The organism is Rhodococcus sp. G6(2025) (assembly GCF_058628105.1).
On record NZ_CP179750.1, the window covers coordinates 1,095,285 to 1,119,142 of the forward strand.

A 23,858-nucleotide genomic window follows, 5' to 3' on the forward strand; every position below is an offset into this window, starting at 1 on the left:
AGTAGTTCGTATCGGCGACTCTATGAGAACCGGGCATGTCAACGCTAGTTGCCCATCGATTAGGGTTCATCTAGTTAGGGTCTGCTTACTTCGTTGGTGGGTGGGGAAGCGTCGGCGTTGGGAGTTACGCGCGTGAAGACTGGTGGCACCGCAATTCTGCTTCGCACGCTGGTGCGGAATCGTGTTCGGCTGGGGATCGGCACCGTGCTCGTCTGCCTGCATCAGGTGGCGGAGACACTGGTCCCGATCTCGATCGGCGTGATCGTGGATCGGGCCGTCGCGACCGGAGACGTGTTCGCTCTCGCGGTGTGGCTGTGCGCCCTGGCGCTGCTGTTCCTGGTGCTCACCGCGGCGTGGCGGTTCGGTGCGCGGTTCATCGTCGTGGCGATGCAGAACGAGGCCCACCAGCTGCGGATGGAGGTCGCGCACCGCATCCTCGACCCGCGGGGAGCGCGCACCGACCTGCGGGCCGGTGAGCTGCTGTCCGTGTCGACGTCGGACGCCGACCGCGCGGCCTGGATCGCGGACATCACACCGCGGGCCGCGGCGGCCCTTACCGCGGCGATCGGGTCCGCCGTCGCACTGCTGCTGATCGACGTTCCCCTCGGACTCGCCGTTCTGATCGGCACCCCCGTCATCCTCGGTCTCCTCCAACTCGCGGCGCCGCTGATCACCCGCCGGGCCACCGATCAGCAGGCCGCCGTCGCGCGGGCGTCCGCCATGGCCACCGACCTCGTGAGCGGGCTCCGGCCCCTGCGCGGGATCGGCGCCGAGGTGTCGGCGTCGCGGCGATACCGGACGGCCAGCCGCGACGCGCTCGGCGCCACCCTGCACACGGCGAAGAGTTCCGCCGTGTTCGCCGGGGTGTCGATGACCGTCAGCGCCCTCCTCGCCGTCGGTGTCGCGGGTGTCGCCGGCTGGTTCGCCCTCGAGGGACGCATCACCATCGGCGAACTGATCACCGTCGTCGGACTGTCCCAGTTCTTCATCGAACCGCTCGGCGTTCTGGCCGGCCTGCCCGGGTTCCTCGCCCTCGCCCGCGCGTCGGCGGACCGTCTCGCCCTGGTCCTGGACGCGGAACCCCTGCTGCCCGCCGGGTCCGGCCGGACACTCGACGGCAGCGAACTCAGCCTGAGCGGCGTGTCCTACCGGTCCCTGAGCGCGCTGGATCTCCGGGTCACCCCCGGCGAACTGCTCGGCGTCGTCGCGTACCGCCCGCAGGACGCGGAGGCGCTGGCCGCGCTGCTGTCCGGGCAGGTTCCGCCCGATCGGTACGACGGCGAACTGACGGTGGGCGGAGTGCAGTTGTCGGACGCGGATCTCGCGCAGGCCCGCCGGGCGCTGCTCGTCGAGCCGCACAACGGCGACCTGTTCTCCGGAACCGTCGCGTCGAACGTGACCGCGGGCAGGCCCGGCGCCACGGCGTCCGAGGTGCAGGCGGCGCTCTCCGCGTCCGCGGCGGTGGACGTCGTCGAAGCACACCCCGAGGGCCTCGACCACGAGGTCGCCGACCGTGGGTCCTCGCTGTCCGGTGGTCAGCGGCAGCGGGTCGCCCTCGCGCGTGCACTGGTGGCGCAGTCGCCGGTGATGGTGCTGCACGATCCGACGACCGCGGTGGACGCGGTCACCGAACACACGATCGCGGGCGGCATCGCGGACCTGCGGCATCGCGACTCCGAGGACCGGCAGACGACGATCCTCATCACGAGCAGCCCCGCGCTGCTGTCCGTGACCGACCGCGTCGTCGTACTCGACGACGGAACGGTGGTCGGCGAGGGCACGCACTCGCAATTGGCGACCGAGAACGCGAACTACCGTCAGGCGGTCCTGCGATGAGTGAACTTCTGCCCATCGCGAACGCACGCGACACGTGGGCGTGGCTGAAGTCCGAACTGGGACGCCGCCGCGGCCGGAGCGTCTTTACCCTGCTGGTCGCCGCCGTCGCGGCCGGTATGGCGCTGGTTCCCGTCTACGTCTTCGGCGTCCTCGTCGACCGGGTGCAGGACGGTGCGCCGCCGTCCACCATCGGGTGGGTGGTTGCGGTGATCGCGTCCGCCGCCGTGATCGGCGGCGTGTGCGCCGGGTTCGCGTCGTTCCTGATCCGCAGCCTCGGCGAGGGAATCCTGGCGGATCTGCGCGAACGCACCGTCGACCGGGCGCTCCGGCTGCCGATCCAGACGGTCGAACGCGTCGGCAAGGGCGACCTGCTGTCGCGGGTCGGCGACGACGTCGCGGTGATCGGCAAGGCCGTCACCGACGTGGTCCCCAACCTCGTCACGGCTGTCCTGCTGGTGGTGCTGAGTATGGTCACGATGCTCGGCATCGACTGGCGGCTCGGGCTCGCAGGCATGGTCGCGCTGCCGATGTACGCGCTGGCGATGCGCTGGTACCTGCCGCGGTCCGCACCGGTGTACGCCGCCGAACGCGTGGCGATGGGAGAGCGTTCGCAGGCCCTGATCAGCAGCATGCAGGGTGCCCGGACGGTGCGCGCCTACGGTCTGGAAGACAGCCATCTGGCGCAGATCAACGGTGCGTCGGAACAGGCCCGCGACCTGTCCGTCGGCGTCTTCGCACTGTTCACCCGGTTCGCTGGGCGCGGCAACCGGGCCGAGTTCGTGGGGCTCGCCACCATCCTCGCCGCCGGATTCGCCCTGGTGAACGCGGACATCGTCACCGTCGGCCAAACCACAACCGCGGCACTGCTCTTCCACCGGTTGTTCAATCCGATCGGCATGCTGATGTACACGTTCGACGAGGTGCAGTCGGCGGGTGCGAGCCTGGCCCGGCTCGTCGGCGTCGTCGACCTCGACGACGAGTCGGGCACCGGGACCGCCGCCGTCCGGGAGGCCGCCGATTCGACGCTCGAACTCGCCGACGTCCGGCACACCTACGACGGCACCCACGAAGTGGTGCACGGCATCAGCCTGCACGTGAAGTCCGGTGAACGTGTCGCCCTCGTCGGCTCGACCGGAGCGGGCAAGACGACGGTCGCGGCGATCGCGGCCGGTTCGATCGTCCCGACGTCCGGGTCGGTGCGCATCGGCGGCACCGCGCTGCCCGATCTGGAGCCGGGTGGTCTCCGCCGCCGGGTCGCCATCGTCAGCCAGGAAGTCCACGTGTTCGCCGGACCGCTGATCGACGACCTTCGGCTCGCCGCACCCGACGCCTCCGAGGAAGACGCGGCGATGGCACTGAAGGCCGTCGGCGCCGACGGCTGGGTGAACGCACTGGACGACGGCGTCCAGACCGTGGTCGGGGAGGGCGGCCACGAGCTGACCGCCGCCCAGGCACAGCAATTGGCTCTGGCGCGACTCGTCCTCGCGAACCCGTCGGTCGCGATCCTGGACGAGGCGACCGCCGAAGCAGGCAGCGCGGGTGCGCGGGAACTCGAGGCGTCGGCCGAGGCCGCGACCCGTGGTCGCACGACGCTGGTGGTGGCCCACCGGTTGACGCAGGCGGCTGCCGCCGATCGGGTCGTCGTCCTCGAACACGGCCGGATCGTCGAGCAGGGTCCACATGCCGATCTCGTCGCCGCGGGTGGGCGCTACGCCGAACTCTGGTCGGCGTGGGAGGGGCGGTAGGGCGTTCCGCCCCGTGCGCCTTTCTGGTAGCTCCCGCTACCAGAAAGGCGCACGGGCGTCAGCTGAGGTAGCCGCCGCCGTGGGGGAAGAATTCGGTGCCGGCGAGTTCGGTGCCGTCGTCGAGCCGGACGCGCTGGATCTTGAGGCCCTTGTTCTGACCCGTGCGAGCGTCGGGCCCGGCGACGATGACCATTCCGTCGCCTTCGTGGATGAAGACACGCCCGGGCGTTCCACCGTAATTTCCTTCGGACACGGCGGCCTTCAGAACCCGGACACGCTGTCCCTTGTAATGGGTGAAGGCGTTCGGGTACGGGTCGGACTGCGCGCGGACGAGTCGTTCGATCGCGTCGGCGGGCCACGTCCAGTCGATGAGGCTGTCCTCGGGGGCACGCTTGTGGAAGAACGTGGCCTGCGAGCGGTCCTGCGGCGTCCAGTCCGTGCGACCGGACGCGATCAGCTCGAGTGCGTCGAGGGTGATCGGGCCGATCATGTCGACGGTGCGGTGGAACAGATCGGTGACGGTGTCCGTCGGCCCGACGGGCGTCGACCTCTGCAAAACGATGTCGCCGGCGTCGAGTTCCTCGTCCATCAGGTGCGCGGTGAGGCCTACTTCTTCTTCACCGTTGATGAGCGCCCAGATGAGCGGGGAGAATCCTGTGTACTTGGGCAGGAGCGAGTCGTGAATATTGAGGGTGCCGTAGCGGGGAGAGTCGAAGACGTCCCGTGGCAGCCAGGTGCGCCAGTTGTTGGCGACGACGATGTCGGGGTCGGCCTGCTTCAGCGCGGACTTGAAGTTTTCGTCCGGCTTGGTGGCGATGTGCACGGGCACCCCGTGCTCGGTGGCCAGGTCGGCGACGGAGTCCGCCCACATCTGTTCGTAGACGTGGTCGCTCTTGGGGTGGGTGATCGCGAGGACGACCTCATGGTCGGACTGGAGCAGGGCCTGCAGGGTACGGTGACCCCAGGTTTGATATCCGAGTGTGGCGACTCTCAACGCGGTCCTCCTGGACGAGCTTGTCGGTCAGTGCCGCATGCAAGCGGCCGCCAAGCCAGCTTAGGCTATCCAATCTAAAACGGTGAGACCGCCCATGGAAGGAAGGCAACATGACGATCGCCACGATCAACGGGATCCCCCTGAATTACCAGGTCAAGGGATCCGGCGATTTAGTGGTGCTCATCATGGGAACCGGCAGCCCGGGACGGGTGTGGGATCTGCATCAGACCCCTGCGCTCATCGACGCCGGCTACCGCGTCTGCACGTTCGACAACCGAGGCATCGCGCCGTCCGGTGAGAGCGTCGACGGGATCACCATGGACGACCTCGTCGCCGACACTGCGGGACTGATCGAGCACCTCGGCGGCGGACCGGCCCGTGTCGTCGGCACCTCGATGGGTGCCCGCGTCGCGCAGGAACTGGCCCTGACCCGGCCCGACCTCGTGCACAAGGCGGCGTTCCTCGCCGGTCACGCCCGCATGGACTACTTCCAGCAAACCCTCACCGAGGGCGAGCGCGCCCTCCACGACAGTGGTGTCGAACTCCCGGCCAAGTACCGGGCCGCGGTGACTGCCGTGATGAATCTGTCGCCCGCGTCGCTCGTCGACCCGCACACGGCCCGCGACTGGCTCGACCTGTTCGAGTTCAGCGGCGGCCGGACGTCGGACGGCGTGCGCGCGCAGATGGAGATGGACCGCAGCTTCGATCGCAGGCAGGCCTACCGGGCAATCACGACACCGTGCCTGTCCATCGGGTTCGCCGACGACAGGATGATCCCGCCGTATCTCTCGCGTGAGGTGGCCGAGGCGATCCCGTCGGCCCGGTACTACGAGATCCCCGACGTGGGGCATTACGGCTACCTCGAACAGCCCGAAGTGGTGAACAAGGTGCTGCTCGAGTTCCTCGCCAACTGACAATTCCGAGCGGCTGGGGCGATCACGGTGACGGCGAGGTTCTGATGGCGTTGGGTATTCCGCGCCTCGGGGTGGGCATCGTCCGGTACGACGTCGTGAACGGGGCCTTGTGGTGGGATGAAAAGGCCGCCGCCATCTTCGAGGACGACGGTTCCCGGCCACCGCTCGAATTGTGGCGGGAGCGGGTCCATTCCGAAGACATCGGCGCGGTGCGTCGCATGTTCGGTGACACCGCCGGGTCCGTCGGCGCGGAATGCGTGTTCCGCATCGTGCTGGCGGATCGGTCGACCCGGTACATCCTCACCCGCAGCATCGACGTCACCACCGACGCGTCCGGTGCCCCTGTCGAGCTGACGGGAGTGGTCATCGAACTCGGACACGTGGCCGGCCGGGACGTGCAGCTCTCGTCGTTGCTCGACCGGGTGGGCCTGGGGTTCATGGCGCTCGACGAGGACCTGCGGATCATCTACGTCAATTCCGGCTGCCTGCGGCACGTGCGGCGGTCACGGGACGAACTGCTCGGCCGTGTCGTCACCGAGGTTCTTCCCGAAACGCAGGGCAGCTACTTCGACGCACTGTGCCGCAAGGTTCTCGCCACGGGTCGCGAGCAGCAGACCCGGGTGGACTCGCTGTACTCGCCGGGGATGACGATCGAGGTGACCGCCGCAGCCGATTCCGGCGCGCTGGTCGTGCATTTCCGGGACGTCACCGCGGAGGTCACCGCTCAGCAGCAGGCGGAGGAGGCGCACGCGCTTCTTCTGCACGCTGCCACGTACGACAGTCTCACCGGACTGCTCAATCGTGCCGCTATCACGGAGCATCTGCAGCGTCTGTTCGAGCGTGGCGCGGGACCTGCTGTCGCGTTGTTCCTCGACGTCGACGGTTTCAAGGACGTCAACGACACCCGTGGGCATCGCGTCGGAGATCGCATCCTGCAGGGGGTGTCAGAGCATTTGCGCCTCGCGATGCGCGCGCCGGCCGCGGTCGGCAGGCTCGGCGGCGACGAGTTCGTCGCCATCCTTCCCGACGTCGACGAATACGACGTCGACGACGTGGTGACCCGGATGCTCGCGTCGATCACGACACCGATCGACGTCGGCGACGAACTCCTCGTCGTGACCCTCAGCGTGGGGATGGCGCGCAGCACGTCGGCGCGCACGGTCGACGAACTGCTCCATCATGCGGACATCGCCCTCTACGCCGCCAAGCGTCGCGGTGGGAACACGGCGGTCTGGCACCACTAGGTTGCTGGCCGGCTGCCCCCGGCGGTCGCCGCCACCACCAGCGTGCCGAACCCGCGAACGCGCGGTATGTTTACGCGGTCGAAGGCGACGTCGGGACCGCTTCGGCGGGGTGAATGCCGGCGGCGGTGCGGGGGACACGCGTTCGTGGTGATTGAACTCGAATTGCCGCTGTGATAACTGGCACCTGTGAACTTGCCGGCAACCGGCTTGTTGCTGGTGGGTAGCCTAACCTAAACTCCCTCGGGTGCCCGTCGTTGGACGGGCGCTCTCGACGGACGATCGGATCACCATGTCTCCGGACCACTCGGCGGCTGCTCGCCCCCAGCGCACTTCGGCTGAGCGCACTTCTTCCTCGGCTCGCGTCGGTTCGGCGCCTGTCGCGTTGCCGGTGACGGCCGCGCAGTCCGAGGTGTGGGTCGGGCAGCAGTTGAACCCGGGCAGCCCGGTCTACAACCTCTCGCTCGTCGTCGAGGTCGCCGGCCGGATCGACCTGGACCGTGCCGCCGAGACGATCCGGAAGACCGTCGAACGGGCCGAAGCCCTGCACGTGCGTTTCGAGCGAGGCGACGGCAACGAACTGCTGCAGGTGCCGACAGCCCCCGACGGGTGGACCCTTGCGGTCGTGGACCTGCGCGGCGACGAGGATCCCGAAGCACGTGCGCGCGTGTGGATGGACCGCGACATGGAGACCGTGGTCGACGTCGAGGGCGACGAACCGCTGTTCCGGCACGCCCTGCTGCGCATCGGGGACGAGTCGGTGATCTGGTACCAGCGCTACCACCACAGCCTCATCGACGGATACGGCATCACTCTGCTCGTGGCCGACGTCGTCGATCGATACGAACACCCGGAACTCGAGACGTCCACGGCACCGTGGCCCCTCGACACGCTCGTGGCGTCCGACCGCGACTACCGTGCGTCGACGCGCTTCGCGTCCGACCGCGACTTCTGGATCGAGCAGGTGATCGATGCGCCGGAGCCGCCTCGGCTGCTCCCGCAGGTCGTCGACCACACCGGGGCGCCGATCTCCGCCGTCGTCGAGATCGACGGGGACGACGCCGACGCGATCTACACCTTCGCCTCCGACGCCGGGATCAGGCGCACCCGGCTGCCGCTCGCCGCGATCGTGGCGTACATCCACCGGTTCACCGGCCGCCGCGACCTCACGTTGTCGCTGCCGATGACGGCGCGGGTCGGACGCGAACTGCGCCGCATCCCCGGAATGTGCTCGACGATCCTGCCGCTCCGGGTGCAGGTGGATCCCGAGATGACGGTGGGTGAGCTCGCCACCCGCATCGACACGGCGCTGATCTCGGTGCTGCGGCACGGGCGTTACCGCGGCGAGGACCTCGCCCGCGACCTGCGGTCGATCGATCCGGACCGTCAGATCTTCGGTCCCGGAATCAATTCCATGATGTTCGAGCATTCGCTGACGTTCGGCGGGTTCCCGGCGTGGGTGCGGGGTTCGGCCACCGGACCGGTCCGCGACCTCGATTTCTCCATCCGCGGTGGGCAGGATTCGGAGCCCATCCAGATCGATCTCCGGGCCCCGGCCGGTCTCGGCGCCGAGCTCGAGGAACATCGTCGCAGGCTCGAGCACTTCGTCGGGCAGTTCGTCGCCGACCCGTCGCAGCCCATCGCCTCGCTCGATCCGATGACCGAGGCCGAGCGCAGGCAGTTGCTGGTGGAGTTCAACGACACGGCGTCCCCGCAGGAATCGGTGACGGTTCCCGACCTCTTCCACGCTCAGGTCTCGCGGACGCCGGATGCCGAGGCCCTGATCGCCGGCGACACCCGGCTCACCTACCGCGAACTCGGGGAACGCGTGGCGCAGCTGTCCCATCACCTGCGCGCCCGCGGTGTCGAGGCGGAAACAGTTGTGGCGGTCGGTCTTCCGCGATCGGCGGACATGGTCATCGGCCTGCTCGCCGTCATGTGTGCGGGTGGGGCGTTCGTGCCCCTCGACCCGTCGTGGCCGGAGGACCGCCGGACGTCGGTCCTCGCCGACGCCGGGGCCGCGCTCGTGCTCACCGGGCCCGGTGGAGTTGCCGACGCGGGGGAGCGGGCCGTGCCGGTCGACCTCGCGGCGTGGGCGTACGCCGAGGAGCCCACCGAGCCGCCCGCGGTGACCGTGCAGGGTTCGCGGCTGGCGTATGTCATCTTCACGTCGGGTTCCACGGGCAGGCCCAAGGGCGCCATGATCCGTCACGAGGCCGTCTGCGCGCGACTGCTGTGGCAGCGCGACGAGATCCTGGGCTTCGGGCCCGCGGACGCGTCGCTGTTCAAGGCGCCGCTGTCGTTCGACATCTCCGTGAACGAGATTCTGCTGCCTCTGGTGGCGGGTGGCCGGCTGGTGGTGGCCGAGCCCGGCGGGGAGCGGGACCCGCAGTACCTGCTGGACCTGATCGCCGGCGAGTCGGTGACGTTCGTCTACCTCGTGTCGTCGATGCTGGACGTGCTGCTCGACCTGTCGCGGGGCACGGATCGGCTGGCGGCGCTGAAGCACGTGTGGTGTGGCGGTGAGGTTCTCACGCCGCGCCTGTTCGAGAGGTTCCGGTCGCAGCTCGCCATCACGCTGTACCACGGCTACGGCCCGGCGGAGGCGACGATCGGGGTGTCGCACGTGATCTATCGGGAGGATGCGGCGCGGATCGCGACGTCGATCGGTCGCCCGAACCCCAACACCCAGCTGTACGTGCTGGACGAACACCTGAACCCGGTGCCGCTCGGCACCGGCGGTGAGCTGTACGCCGGCGGATTCCTCCTCGGCCGCGGTTACGTGGACGCTCCAGGGCTGACGGCGTCCCGTTTCGTCGCCAACCCGTTCGCGAACGACGGCTCCCGGTTGTATCGAACCGGTGACCTCGCGCGGTGGGCGCCGGACGGGTCCCTCGACTTCCTCGGCCGCGCCGACAATCAGGTGAAGATCCGGGGCATGCGACTCGAACTCGAGGACGTCGAGGCGGGCATCGTGTCGCATCCCGACGTTCGGCACAGTGCCGTCGTCGTTCGGGAGACGCCGTCGGGGGCAAAGTATCTCGCGGCCTACGTCGTGGCGAAGCAAGATTCGGTTCCGGACGTCGCCGAACTGCGGGTCTGGGCGTCGTCGAAGCTGCCGGAGTACATGGTGCCGTCGTCGTTCGTCGTCCTCGATCGGTTCCCGCTCACCCCCAACGGAAAGTTGGATAGGCGTGCGCTGCCCGAGCCGGACCTCGGCGCGGCCGGCGAGAACGTCGCGCCCCGCACCGCTGCCGAGGAAACCCTGTGTGCGCTGATGGCGGGTGTCCTCGGGGTGGAGTCGGTGGGCGTCACCGACGACTTCTTCGCGTTGGGTGGCGACAGTATCGTCGCGATCCAGCTGGTCAACCATGCTCGGCGGGAGGGTCTTTCGATCAGCCCGCGGGAGATCTTCCAGCTCCGCACCGCCGAGGCGCTCGCCCGGGTCCAGGACGGCCGGACCGCGGCCGCCGTGGACTCCGACGACGTCGCCGTCGGTGAGGTCCGCAGCACCCCGATCGTCGCCCGCATCGCGGAGCGGGGTGGTGAGATCGCCGCGTTCCACCAGTCGGTGCTCGTGCAGACTCCGGCCGCCCTCGACGAGCATGCCGCGAAGGCGGCACTCGCCGCGGTGCTCGAGCGGCACGACGCCCTGCGCGCGACGCTCGTCCGTGGTAACGGAAGCGGCCTCCGCCGCGGGGGCGACCGCTGGACGCTGTCCGTGCCGGAACCGTCCCCGGCGACGCTCGACGGAATCCTGCGGGTCGTCGAATTCGACGGCAGCGCCGAGCAACTCGACATCGAGGCACGGGCGGCCGTCGGAAGGCTCGACCCGGATGCGGGCACCATGGTGCAGGCCGTCCTCTTCTCCGCGGCCGAGGGTCCCGGCCGGTTGCTGCTGATCGGACACCACTTGGTGGTCGACGGGGTGTCCTGGCGCATCATCCTCGAAGACCTCGCCCGCGCGGGCACAGCCGTGGCGGCCGGGGGCGTCCCCGAACTCGCTCCGGTCGGGACGTCGCTGCGCCGCTGGTCCGAGCTGCTCGACGAGCAGACGCGGTCGGGTGCCTTCGACCACGAACTGTCCTTCTGGGTGGACGCGGCGACCACAGAAGACCCGCTCCTCGGTTCGCGTGCGCTCGATCCGGCCCTCGACCTCGCTGGCGACGCCGAAACCCTCACGGTGACATTGCCTACGGAGTTCACCCGACCGCTGCTCTCCACCGTGCCCGCGGCGTTCCACGGACACGTCAACGACGCGCTCCTCACCGGTGTCGCGGTGGCGTTGCAGAGGTGGCGAGACGGAGGGCCGGGCCCGGTGCTCCTCGACCTCGAGGGGCACGGACGCGAGGAAGACCTCGTGCGCCGCAGCGACGGACCCGCCCTCGACCTCTCCCGGACCGTCGGCTGGTTCACCACCGTCTATCCGGTGGTGCTCGACCCCGGCGCAGCGGCGGACGAGGCGGGAATCGCCGACGCGCTGAAGGCGGTGAAGGACCAGCTGCGCCGCATCCCGGGTTCCGGGTTCGGCTACGGCGCGTTGCGCTACCTCGGTGTCCCGAAGCCGGAACTCGCGCTCGCGCCGACCCCGCAGGTGCTGTTCAACTACCTCGGACGGGTGACGTCCGCGGAGGGCGTCGACTGGCTGCCCCGCGCCATGGGCGGCGCGGACGACCCGCGGATGCCGCTCGGACACGCCCTGGCGTTCGACGTGATCGCCGAGGACGGCGCGGACGGCCCCGTCCTGCGCACGACGCTGACGTGGGCGCCCGGTGTGCTCACCCGTGACGCCGTCGTGGCGCTCGCCGACGAGTGGACCGCGGTGCTGCGGGTGCTGGCCGGAATCGACCGTCTCGGCGGTCACACGCCGTCGGACTTCCCACTTGTGTCGCTGACACAGCCGGACGTGGACGCGCTGGCGGGGGCGGCCGACGTGCTTCCGTTGACACCGCTGCAGGAAGGCATCTACTTCCAGTCGGCATTCGAGGACACCGGCACGGACCCGTACGTGGTGCAGCAGGTGATGGAACTGACCGGGCCCGTCGACGCGGCGGCGTTGCACCGCGGGCTGCAGGCGGTCGTCGACCGGCACGCGGCCCTCCGCGTCGGAGTGCGGGCGGTATCGGACGGCCGGGTCGTGCAGGTGGTCGGCGAAAACGTCCAGGTGCCGATGGAGGTGCTCGATCTCACCGGTGTCGCGGATCCGGAGCAGCGCGTGGAACAGGTGCTGGCGGCAGATCGGGCCCGGGGCTTCGATTTCGAGCGTGGCCCCCTGCTGCGCTACACGCTCGCGCGGGTGAAACACCAAAAGTTTCTTCTGCTGCAGTCGATTCACCACATCGTCGCCGACGGGTGGTCGGTGCCGGTGATGTTGCGGGAATTGATGAACCTGTACAGCGTCGAGGGGAAGCCGCTGGCGCTGCCGACGCCCACGTCGTACCGGAGCTACCTCGAATGGCTGGGGGCGCGCGACCGTCAGGCGTCGCTCGCCGTGTGGCGGGAGGCGCTCGCCGATAGCCCCGAGCCGGTGGACCTGCCGACGCCGTCGTCGACGGGGGAGTCCGGGATCCGCAGTGTCCGGGCGACACTGCCGTCGGACGCCACCGTCGCGCTGTCCGCGGTCGGCCGGTCCCGCGGATTGACGCTCAGCACGCTCGTGCACGGCACGTGGGGTCTGGTCCTCGGCCGACTCACCGGCCGGGAGGACGTGGTGTTCGGTTCGACGGTGTCGGGCCGCGGCGGCGACCTGCCCGGAATCGAGACCATGGTGGGCCTGTTCATCAACACCGTGCCCACCCGGCTGCGGTACCGGCCCACCGACACGGTGGCCGAGACCCTCGCCCGGTGGCAGCACGAGCAGTCGACGCTGCTCGACCACCAGTATCTCGGCCTGCCCGAGCTGCGCCGGGAAGCGGGACTGCAGAACCTGTTCGAGACGCTCGTCGTGTTCGAGAATTATCCGCTCGGCGACGGCGCGGTGGCGGATCCCACCGGTGCGGTGCAGTTGACCGACATCAGGTTCGACGAGCACCCGCCGTACCCGATGACGCTGATCGTCGTGCCCGGTGACGCGCTGACACTCGAGCTGAAATACGACGCCGCCCGCATCGATGCGGCGACCGCGACCCGATTCGCGGAGTCGACGGTGGCGTATCTCGCGGAGCTGACCCGGGACGTCGACCAGAACGTGTCTTCCGTCGCGCTGGCGTCGCGCGAGCCGATCGACGCGGCACTGCGCGACGTCGAGGTGGAGTTCCCCGAGACGACGGTGACGGCGCTGCTCGAGGAGCAGGCCGCGCGGACACCCGACACGGTGGCCGTCGTGTTCGAGGACGAACACCTCACCTACGCCGAATTGCATGCGCGCGCGAACCGCCTCGCCCGACTGCTCGTCGACCGCGGGGTGGCACCCGAGTCGAAGGTGGCGGTGGCACTGCCCCGTTCGCTGGACCTGATGGTGGCGCTCCTCGCGGTCGGGAAGGCGGGCGGCGCCTACGTTCCGCTCGACACCGGTTACCCCGCAGACCGGCTGGCGTACATGCTGGAGGACGCGGAACCGGTGTGCGTTCTCACCGACGGCACCGTGCCGTTCGCCGGGTCCGGCGTTCCGCAGGTCCGGGTATCCGACGCCGACGCGTTCTCGCCCGAGCCGCTGACCGGTGTCGCGCTCGCGCCGCAACACCCTGCATACGTGATCTACACGTCGGGCTCGACGGGACGGCCCAAGGGGGTCGTGGTGCCGCACGCCGGCATCGTCAACCGACTGCTGTGGGTTCAGTGGTTCCGGCCGATCACCCCTACGGACAACGTATTCCAGAAGACTCCGTCCAGCTTCGACGTGTCGGTGCTGGAGTTCTTCGGACCGCTCCTCGCCGGGGCGACCCTCGTGCTGGCGCGGCCGGACGGACACAAGGACCCGGCGTACCTCGCCGACGTCATCGTCCGGCGGTCGATCACCCGCGTGCATTTCGTGCCCTCGATGCTCGAGGTGTTCCTCGCCGAGCCCGCCGCCGCCCGGTGCACCGGACTCCGGATCATCTCGTGCAGTGGTGAGGCGCTTCCCGTGGCCTCCGCCCGGCGCGTCGCCGAACTCCTGCCGGGAGTGGAACTCGACAACCTCTACGGTCCGACCGAGGCGTCGGTCGACGTCAGCTACGCCGCGTCGGTGCAGGGGATCGAACTGTCCGCGCCGTCCGTGCCGATCGGCCTGCCGACGTCCAATACCGGCCTCTACGTGCTCGATCGGTACCTGCAGCCGGTGCCCGCGGGCGCTGCCGGTGAGCTGTATTTGTCGGGACCACAGCTGGCCCGCGGCTACCTGGGCAGGCCCGGGTTGAGCGCAGAGCGGTTCGTCGCCGATCCGTTCTCCCACAGCGGATCCCGCATGTACCGCACCGGTGACGTCGCTCGCGTCAACACCGACGGTGCTGTCGAGTATCTCGGCCGGGTCGACGATCAGGTGAAGTTGCGCGGTTTCCGCATCGAACTGGGCGAGATCGAAGCGCAGATGGCGGCGTGCCCCGGAGTGCGGCAGGCCGCCGCCGTCGTGCGCACGGACCGGCCCGGTCGGCAACAACTGGTCGGGTACGTCGTCGGGGACGCCGACGTCGACGACGTCCGTGCGCGCCTGACTGCGGCCCTGCCGGAGTTCATGGTGCCCGTCGCGTTCGTGACCGTGCCCGAGTTCCCGGTCGGCCCCAGCGGGAAGCTGGACCGCACAGCGCTTCCCGCGCCGGACTTCTCCGCGCACACGAGTTCGGGGCAGGCGACGTCAGCGCCGGTCCTCGAGAGCGGACCGGCAGCGGTGCTGGCCGCCCACTACGCCGAGGTTCTCGGTGTCGGGACCGTCGGGGTGGACGACGACTTCTTCGCGCTCGGTGGCGACAGCATCCTCGCCATCCGCCTGGTGAATCTCGCTCGCCGGGAGGGGATCACCGTCACCCCGCGGCAGATCTTCGAACAGCGGACGCCGGCCGCGCTCGCGCGACTCGTCGCGGCCACCGTCGTCGCGCCGGCCCCGCGCGTGGAGGAGTCGGGCACCGGCGTCCTGTCGCCCCTGCCGGTGGTCCATCGGCTGTCCGAATGGAGTGGCGGAAAGAATCGCTTCAACCAGGCCGTTCTGCTCCACACACCGGCGGGCACCAGCGCCACCGTCCTGACGGCCGCCCTGCACTCGGTGATCGGTCACCACGACGGCCTGCGGCAGAAGCTCACCCGGCACGCGCCGGGTGTGTGGTCGCTCGAGATCACCGAATCCGCAGACCTGGAACTGCGTCGCGTCGACGTCACCGGACTCGACGCCGCCGCGCTGCGCGAAATCGTGGCAGCAGAATCCGACGCCGCGACCGACCGGCTCGACCCCGACGACGGCGCCATGCTGTCGGCGGTGTGGTTCGACGCCGGCCCGCAGGAGCTGGGCAGGCTCCTCCTCGTCGCGCATCATCTGGTGATCGACGGGGTGTCGTGGCGGACGCTGATCGAAGATCTGGCCATGGCGTGGGTGGCGGCCGACAGCGGCCAGGACGCGGCGCTCGACCCGGTGCCCACGTCGCTGCGCGGATTCGCCCGCATCGTCACCGAGCAGGCGCAGGCCCCTGCCCGGCTCGCCGAACTCGACCACTGGTTGCGCGTCACCGAACCCGGTGCCGATCTGGTGCCCGGCACCGACGGGCACGCGGTCGTGAGCAGCGGCGCACGACGGACGGTGCTGCTGGACCCGCAACTCACGACGGCGCTGCTGACCACCGTTCCCGCCGTGGTCGGCGCCGACGTCACCGATGTGCTGCTGGCGGCCCTGCGGCTGTCGGCCGATCGGTGGCTCGCCGGCCGTGGGCGCGAGAACGACCTGCTGGTGGACCTCGAGCGGCACGGCCGCGAAGAACTCGCCGAGGGTGTGGATCTGTCCCGGACCGTCGGCTGGATCACCAACGTCACCCCCGTCCGGTTGCGCAGCCGGACGGGCGCACTCGAGACGCTCAAGGACGTCAAGGAGCAGCTGCGCGGCGCCCCCGACGGCGGCATCGGCTACGGCATGCTGCGGTACGTCAATGCGCGCACCGCGGGTCTTCTGGCGGCACGGGCGGAATCGCAGGTGCTGTTCAACTACCTGGGGCGCATGCCGCACGCGGTGCCCGGACCCTGGACACCCGCCGTCGAATCCGACTCGCTGGCAACCGATCCCGATGCCGATCTCGGTGGCCCGTACCGGCTGGTGATCAACGCCCTGTGCGAGGAGTCCGAGCGGGGCACCGAACTGCAGGCCGTCTTCGCCTGGTCGGACGCCGACCTGAGCGAGGCCGACGTCCTCGCGTTGAGCGACGGCTGGGTGGCCGCACTGCGTGAACTGGCCGACGCCGCAGGAGAGCACGACGGACCGGCGATGATCACCCCGTCCGACCTTCCCCTCGTGGCGTTGACGCAGGAGGAGATCGACCGGATCGTCGAGGCGAGCCCGAGCGGGGTCGACACAGTGCTGCCGCTGTCGCCGCTGCAGGAGGGCCTCTACTTCCAGGCCGGGTTCGACTCCGGCGCCGACATCTACACGGCACAGTTCTCACTCGACTTCGCGCACCGCCTCGACACCGACAGGCTCGCCGCCGCGCTCCGCACCCTGCAGCGACGCAATCCCACGCTGCGAGCGGGATTCGTCAGTGCAGGCCTGCCCGCGCCGGTGCAGTTCTTCGGCGCCGGACTGGACGTGCCCATCGCCGAGTTCGACCTCAGGGAACTCGACGAGCCCGAACGCGCGGCCTACGCCGAACAGCTGACCGCGCAGGACCGGCTGACACCGTTCGACCTCACCTCCCCGCCGCTGTGGCGGGCAATGGTGTTGCGGCTCGGCGACTCCCACGACCGACTGGTGATCAACCGGCAGTTCCTGCTGTGGGACGGATGGTCCAACGGCCTCGTCGTCAGCCAGCTGCTCGCCCTCTACGAAACGGGTGGCGACGACTCCGGATTCGCCGCCCCGGAAGGATCTTTCGAGGACTACCTACAGTGGCTGGCCACGCGGGACGCGGATGCCGCGCAGTCGGCGTGGACCGACGCGCTCGGCGGGCTCGACGAACCGACCCTGCTCGCCGCGACGGTCGCGGGGGAGCCGCAGCCGCCGCAGCGCCGGGACGCGGTGCTGTCCGAGGAACTGAGCGAACGGCTCCGTGCAGGTGCCCGCGGCGCCGGTGTCACGTTCAACGCGGTGCTCAACGCCGCGCTGGCCGTCGTACTCGGAATCGAGACCGGGCGCCGGGACCTCGTGTTCGGCACCACCGTGGCCGGACGCCCACCGGAAGTCCCGGGCATCGACGCGGTGGCCGGAATGTTCCTCAACACCGTCCCCGTCCGGACGACGCTGCGGGCCGATGAGACCGTCACCGACCTGCTCCGGCGAATCCAGTCGGAGCGGCTGGCGCTGACCCCGTACGACTACCTCGGGCTCGCCTCCATCCAGCGGGTGTCCGAGCACCGGCAGCTGTTCGACGTGCTGTACGTGCTGCAGAACTTCGTCGACGAGAAGCAGGTGTCGGCGCTCAATGCGGCGCACGACATCAGCGGCGGCGACAGCATCGATCACACGCACTACCCGGTCACGGTCGTCGTGACCCCGGGCGCGAGCGTGAAGGTGAAGTTCGAGTTCCACCCCGAGAAGATCTCGAAGTCGCGGGTCGAACGCATGCTGTCGCGGTACCTGACCGTGCTCGAGGAGTGGTCCACCGACCTGTCCGGTGTGGTCGGGGGAATCGCCGGTGCCGCAATGCCCGTGCCGGTCGAGCGGAAGGCCCTGCCCGACAGAACCATCGCCGATCTGTTCGCCGACGCGGCCCGCGGCCGGCCCGAAGACACGGCCCTGGTGTTCGGCGACCGCACCGTGAGCTACGCCGAACTCGACGCCGACGTGAACCGGATGGCCCGGGTCCTGCTCGGCCAGGGCGCGGGCCCGGAGCGGATCGTCGCGCTCGCACTGCCGCGGACGGTGGAGATGGTGGTCGCGCTGTTCGCCGTGCTGCGCACCGGATCCGCGTACCTGCCGCTCGAACTGGACCACCCCGCCGAGCGACTCGTCGCGATGCTCGACGACGCGCGTCCGACGGTCCTGGTCACCATGTCGGAGGTCGCCGGAACGCTCGCCGCTGCGATGGTCGACACGCTGGTCGTCGACACCGTGGACTTCGGCGCGGTCGCGTCCGGACCGCTGTCGGAGGCCGAACTCGGCGGATTCGCGCCCGGAACCCCCGGGCGCCTGGACCATCCGGCGTACGTCATCTACACGTCCGGGTCCACGGGCAAGCCGAAGGGCGTCGTCACCCCGTACCGCGGTCTGACCAACATGCAGTTCAACCATCGTGAGGCGATCTTCGAACCCGTCGTGACCGCCGCGGGCGGTCGGCGGCTGCGCATCGCGCACACCGTGTCCTTCGCGTTCGACATGTCGTGGGAGGAACTGCTGTGGCTGGTGGAAGGCCACGAGGTCCACATCTGCGACGAGAACCTGCGGCGTGATGCCGAGGCGCTCGTGGCCTACTGCGACGCCCACGCGATCGACGTCGTCAACGTGACGCCGACGTACGCGCAGCACCTCGTCGAAGAGGGTCTGCTCGACGACGGTCCGGGGCGGCACCGGCCGCCACTCGTACTCCTCGGCGGCGAGGCAGTGTCGGATTCGGTATGGAACCGGTTGCGCGATAAGGACGGAACGGTCGGGTACAACCTGTACGGTCCCACCGAGTACACGATCAACACCCTCGGCGCCGGTACTGCCGACAGCGTGACACCCACCGTCGGCACCCCGATCTGGAACACGTCCGCCTACGTGCTGGACGCGTGGTTGCGTCCGGTTCCGGACGGCGTTCCCGGCGAGCTGTACATCTCCGGGGTCGGGTTGGCGCGCGGCTACCTCGACCGGTTCGCGCTGACGGCGGAACGTTTCGTCGCCGACCCGTTCGATGAATCCGTACGTATGTATCGGACGGGCGATCTCGTCCGGAGACGTGAGGACGGGAACCTCGACTTCCTCGGCCGGACCGACGATCAGGTGAAGATCCGCGGTCACCGGGTGGAACTCGGCGAAATCGCGTCCGCGCTCGAAGCTCTGGACGACGTCCGTCAGGCCGCCGTCGTCGTCGATTCGGGCCCGGGTGGGTTCAAGCGGCTCGTCGGCTACGCCGTACCCGTGAGTACTTATCAACCGCGGGACGTTAACAAGTACTCACAGGCGCTGCGCGCAACGTTGCCGGACTACATGGTGCCCGCCGCGGTCATCGAGGTCGACAGCCTGCCGATGACGGTCAACGGCAAACTCGACGTCAAGGCGCTGCCGTCGGCGGACGACGTGCTCGGCCGCAGCGGCGGCGCGCGCACGGAACCCCGCACCGACACCGAACGGGTGCTGTCCGCCTTGTTCGGGGAGATCCTCGGCGTCCCCGCCCCCGGGGTCGACGACGACTTCTTCGACCTCGGCGGTCACTCGCTGCTGGCCACCAGGCTGATCAGCCGGGCGCGGGCCGCGCTCGACACCGACCTCACCCTGCGCGACCTGTTCGAAGCACCGACGGTCGCCGAACTCGCCGCCCGGATCGGCGACGACACCGGTTCGACCCGTCCGGTGCTGGTTGCCAGGCCGCGGCCCGAGCATCTGCCGCTCTCCGCTGCGCAGCAACGTCTGTGGCTCCTGCAGCAGATGGAAGGCACCTCGGTTCGGGATGGGGCGGGCCCCGCCGTCGCCTACAACTTCCCGATCGTCCTCCGACTGCAGGGTGCACTGGACCCCGGGGTGTTCGAGCAGGCGCTGACCGACGTCGTGTCGCGGCACGAATCGCTGCGAACGGTGTTCGGGGAGCACGACGGCGAACCGGTGCAGGTGATCCTCGAAGACGCCCGGCCCGACGTCGCGGTGCTGGACGGCACCGAGGCCGATCTGGTGCGGCTCGTCACCGAGACCGTCGGCCGCCCGTTCGACCTGGCGACGGAGATCCCGGTGCGCGCGAGCCTCATCCGGGTCGCGGACCAGCAGGTGCTGGCCATCGTGCTGCACCACATCGCCACCGACGAATGGTCGGACCGCCCGTTCCTGCGGGACCTGATGACGGCGTACGCCGCTCGCGTCCAGGGCTCGGCGCCGGCGTGGGAACCGCTCGACGTGCAGTACGCCGACTACACGCTGTGGCAGCGCGACGTCCTTGGTGATCCACAGGACCCGTCCAGCCTCGTCAGCCGTCAACTCGACTACTGGGCGAAGACTCTCGACGGGGCGCCGGAGGAGCTGGTGCTCCCCACCGACCGCACCCGTCCCGCGCGGCCCAGCTTCGCCGGCGGTGCGATCGAGACGACGCTCGACGCCGCGACGACGCGGGCCCTGCGTGCGCTCGCCCGGACGTCGGGAACCAGCATGTTCATGGTGCTGCACGCGGCGTCGGCGGCGTTGCTGCACCGTCTCGGTGCGGGCGACGACCTGCCGATCGGCGCGCCGGTCGCCGGCCGCAGCGAACAGGGTCTCGACGACCTGATCGGGTTCTTCGTCAACACCGTGGTGCTGCGGACGGACGTGTCGGGCAACCCCACGTTCGACCAGCTGCTGGCACGGGTCCGTGACACCGACCTGGCGGCCTTCTCGCATGCGGACGTTCCGTTCGAAACCGTTGTGGAGAAGGTGAATCCGGCGCGAACCCTGGCCCGGAACCCGCTGTTCCAGGTGATGGTCGGCTATCACAGCCGGACGTCCGATTCGGCGCTCGCACCCGGCTCGGCCCTCACCCCGGTGGCGTTCGAGGAACGCACCGCCAAGTTCGACCTGGTGTTCAACTTCACGGAGTACCTCGACGACGACCGGGTCGACCTGCGCCTCGAGTACGGCTCCGACCTGTTCGACCGGGCCACCGCGGAGAAGATCGCGCGCAGGCAGGTCGTGGTGCTGGACGCCCTCGCATCCGACTCGGGCCGCGCGGTCGGCGACCTCGACGTGTTCCTCGGCGACGAACGCGAACTCGTGGTGCACGGGTTCAACGACACGTCACAGCCGGTGGCGGAGGAGACGTTCTACGAGGCGTTCGCGCGCCACGTGGCGGCGACCCCCGACGCCGTGGCCGTCGTCGACGGCCACGGCGAGGTGACGTACGCGGACCTGAGTGTGCGCGCCGACCGAGTCGCCGCACTGCTGCATCGTCGCGGCGTCTCCGTCGAAGACGTTGTGGGACTGGCGGTACCGAGATCGGCGCAGATGGTCGTGGTCGTGCTCGGGGTGCTGAAGCTCGGGGCGGCATACCTTCCGCTCGACCTGAACCACCCGTCCGACCGCATCTCCTACATGCTCGCCGACTCCGCCGCGCGGGTGCTGGTGACCACGGTGGGGGAGAGCCCGCGCATCGCGGACGTCGACGGCCTCACTCGCGTTCTCCTCGACGACGAGTCCGTCGTCACGGAACTCGAGACCGGCCCCGCCCTGCAGGTGCCGCGGCCCCCGCAGGGCCTGGACCACGCCGCGTACGTCATCTACACGTCAGGCTCCACCGGTAAACCCAAGGGCGCGATCCTCACTCACGACGGGATTCCCAGCCTCGTCGCGACCGCCGAACAGCGGATGAAGCTCGTCCCCGGTTCGGTGGTGATGCAGTTCGCGTCGATCGGATTCGACGTCGCGGTCTTCGAGTTGTCGATGGCACTGTGCACGGGGTCCCGCCTGGTCATCGTGCCCGACGAGTCCCGCGTCGCCGGACCGGAACTCACCGATTTCATGGCCGCACACGCCGTGACGCACGCGATCATTCCGCCGTCCCTGCTGGCGGCGCTGCCGTCGGGTTGCGACGTCCCCGAGGGCTGCACCGTGCTGGTGGGCACCGAGACCGTGCCGCCGGAACTGATCGGACGCTGGGCGGAACGGCTCAACCTGCTGGCCGCGTACGGTCTCACCGAGGCCACCGTCAACAACACGCTGTGGCAGGCACAGCCCGGATGGAACTCGGCTGTGCCGATCGGCATCCCCGATCCCAACGAGCAGGCGTACGTCCTCGACGACCGCCTGCAGCCGGTGCCGCCGGGGGTGGCGGGCGAGTTGTACATCGCCGGACGCGGACTGGCCCGCGGATACCTCGGCCGGCCCGACCTCACGTCAGCCCGGTTCGTGCCCAGCCCCTTCGGCGACGCGGGCTCCCGGATGTACCGGACCGGTGACCGGGCGCGCTGGCGGGAAGACGGCAACATCGACTTCCTCGGACGCGTCGACGACCAGGTGAAGATCCGTGGATTCCGCATCGAACTCGGCGAGATCATCGCGGCCCTTGGAAGTCATCCTGCGGTGAAGCAGTCGGCGGTCGTCGCGGACCGGTCCGGCGACATCGTCCGGCTCGTGGGCTATGTGACACCGGCCGACGGTCACGCAGCCGGGCGGATCGATCCGCAGGCCGTGCGGGAACACGCCGCCGCGCGGCTGCCCGACTACATGGTGCCGACTCGCGTGGTCGTGCTGGACGGGGATCTCCCGTTGACACCCAACGGCAAACTCGACCGCAAGGCGCTGCCACTGCCGGATTGGTCGGCCCTGACCGGGGACGGCACGCCGCAGACGCCGGAGCAGAAGGAGATCGCCGCAGCGTTCGCCGACATCCTGCATCTGCCGTCGGTGGGCATCCACGACAACTTCTTCGACCTCGGCGGCAACTCCATGGCATCGATGCGGTTGGTGGGACGGATCCGCGGGCGGTTCGCCGTCGACATCGGTATCCGGGACGTGTTCGACAGTTCCACGGTGGCCGAACTCGCCGCGATGGTCGCGGGGGCCTCGTCCATCGGCAGGCCGGTGCTGACGGCGGCGGACCCGAGACCGGGGGTGCTGCCGCTGTCCGGGCCGCAACGCCGGTTCTGGAAGCAGTTCCGGGCGGCAGGCGCCGAGGCGCGGGCCAGTCACGCACTGTCGCTGCAGCTTCGCGACGCCGTCGACCCCGAGATCCTGGCGCAGGCCCTCGACGACGTCACGTCCCGGCACGAACCGTTGCGGACCGTGTACGTGGAGGCCGGGGACGGCGTCGTCGCGCAGGAAGCGGTGCGGCCCGCCCTCGAACTCGTCGACGTCGGGGACGGAGACGTCCACCGCACGGTCTTCGAATTGGCGCAGGAGCCCCTCGATCTCACCGAGCACGCACCGCTCCGGGTGCATCTCGTGACCGGCGGCGACGGCACCCAGGCACTGCTTCTCGCGATGCACTACATCGCCGTCGACGAGTGGTCCGTGGTGCCGTTGCTCGGTGATCTGATGGGCGCATACGCCGCGCGCGCGCACGGCGAGGAACCCGCATGGGAACCGCTGCCCGTCGGATACGCCGACTACGTCGTGTGGTCGCAGGCGCTCGTCGGCGATCCCGCGGACCCGGACAGCCGTCGGTCGCGTCAGCTCGACTACTGGCGGGAGACGCTGGACGGCATGCCGTCCCGGCTCGAACTGCCCGCCCCGGCCGTGCGCGGACCGCGGACGGCGGAGATCGTGCCGGTCGAGATCGACGCGGAACTCCACAGCGCGGCCCGGAAGTTCGCGAGCGAGACGGGCACCAGCCTGTTCATGGTGTTGCAGGCCGCACTCGCCACCGTGTTGACACGGCACGGCGCCGGCACGGACATTCCGCTGGGGTCGCTCGTCGCGGGACGCACGGAGGAGGCGCTGGACGCACTGGTCGGCTGCTTCTTCAATATCGTTCTGTTGCGAACGGATACGAGCGGTGATCCCGGTCCCGTGGAGTTGCTGCGGCGTATCCGCACCGCGAATCTCGACGCGCTGGACAACCAGGACGTGGCGTTCGCCGACGTCGTGGAGGCGGTCGGCGAGACGCCGGTGCTCCGTCCGCAGGTCATGCTCGTTCATCACGAGCAGGCCAGGCTCGGTCATCTCGACGCGCTGGGTGGGTTGATGCCGGTGCCGGTGGGGGTTCCGGATTCGGACCTGACGCTGAGCTTCTACGAGCCGATCGGTGACGGACCTGTCCACGCGTATTTCTCGTTCTCCTCGGATGTGCTGGGCGCCGAGGAGGTCCGTGGCTGGGCGTCGGAGTTGTCGTCGCTGGTCACCGCATGGGCGGAAGGAGCCCGATGATCAAGAGTGATCTAGATCGCAGTTCCGGGGCGGAGTTCGCCGCCGCGAGGGCCGGAAGTA

The 23,858-nt window shown here is 69.6% G+C and carries 6 protein-coding genes; 5 read left to right on the forward strand and 1 reads right to left on the reverse strand.

What is annotated here, in order from left to right; translation table 11 throughout:
* Positions 1-132 precede the first annotated feature (132 nt).
* Together ACLIVD_RS05290 and ACLIVD_RS05295 are read left to right on the forward strand one after the other, a co-directional pair.
* Positions 133-1,836, forward strand: coding sequence for an ABC transporter ATP-binding protein (locus ACLIVD_RS05290; protein WP_491932070.1), 1,704 nt, complete (start codon positions 133-135; stop codon positions 1,834-1,836).
* Entirely contained in the window at positions 1,833-3,581 is a 1,749-nt protein-coding gene (locus ACLIVD_RS05295) for an ABC transporter ATP-binding protein (RefSeq protein WP_491932071.1), read from the forward strand. Before ACLIVD_RS05290 ends, ACLIVD_RS05295 begins: the two co-directional genes overlap by 4 nt.
* 58 nt (positions 3,582-3,639) lie before the next feature.
* On the opposite strand, the gene ACLIVD_RS05300 is transcribed toward ACLIVD_RS05295, so the two are convergent.
* Complete coding sequence (locus ACLIVD_RS05300) at positions 3,640-4,575, reverse strand: methionyl-tRNA formyltransferase (protein WP_105412844.1); 936 nt, start codon at positions 4,573-4,575, stop codon at positions 3,640-3,642.
* 110 nt (positions 4,576-4,685) lie between these two features.
* On the opposite strand from ACLIVD_RS05300, the gene ACLIVD_RS05305 reads away from it, so the two are divergent.
* The 3 genes from ACLIVD_RS05305 to ACLIVD_RS05315 all read left to right on the forward strand — a co-directional run bounded on the left by ACLIVD_RS05305 (position 4,686) and on the right by ACLIVD_RS05315 (position 23,798).
* Complete coding sequence (locus ACLIVD_RS05305; protein ID WP_105412845.1) at positions 4,686-5,489, forward strand: alpha/beta fold hydrolase; 804 nt, start codon at positions 4,686-4,688, stop codon at positions 5,487-5,489.
* Positions 5,490-5,533: 44 nt separating this feature from the next.
* Entirely contained in the window at positions 5,534-6,733 is a 1,200-nt protein-coding gene (locus ACLIVD_RS05310; protein ID WP_491932072.1) for a diguanylate cyclase domain-containing protein, read from the forward strand.
* Positions 6,734-7,022: 289 nt separating this feature from the next.
* On the forward strand, positions 7,023-23,798 hold the full coding sequence (locus ACLIVD_RS05315; RefSeq protein ID WP_491932073.1) for an amino acid adenylation domain-containing protein: 16,776 nt from the start codon (positions 7,023-7,025) through the stop codon (positions 23,796-23,798).
* Positions 23,799-23,858 lie beyond the last annotated feature (60 nt).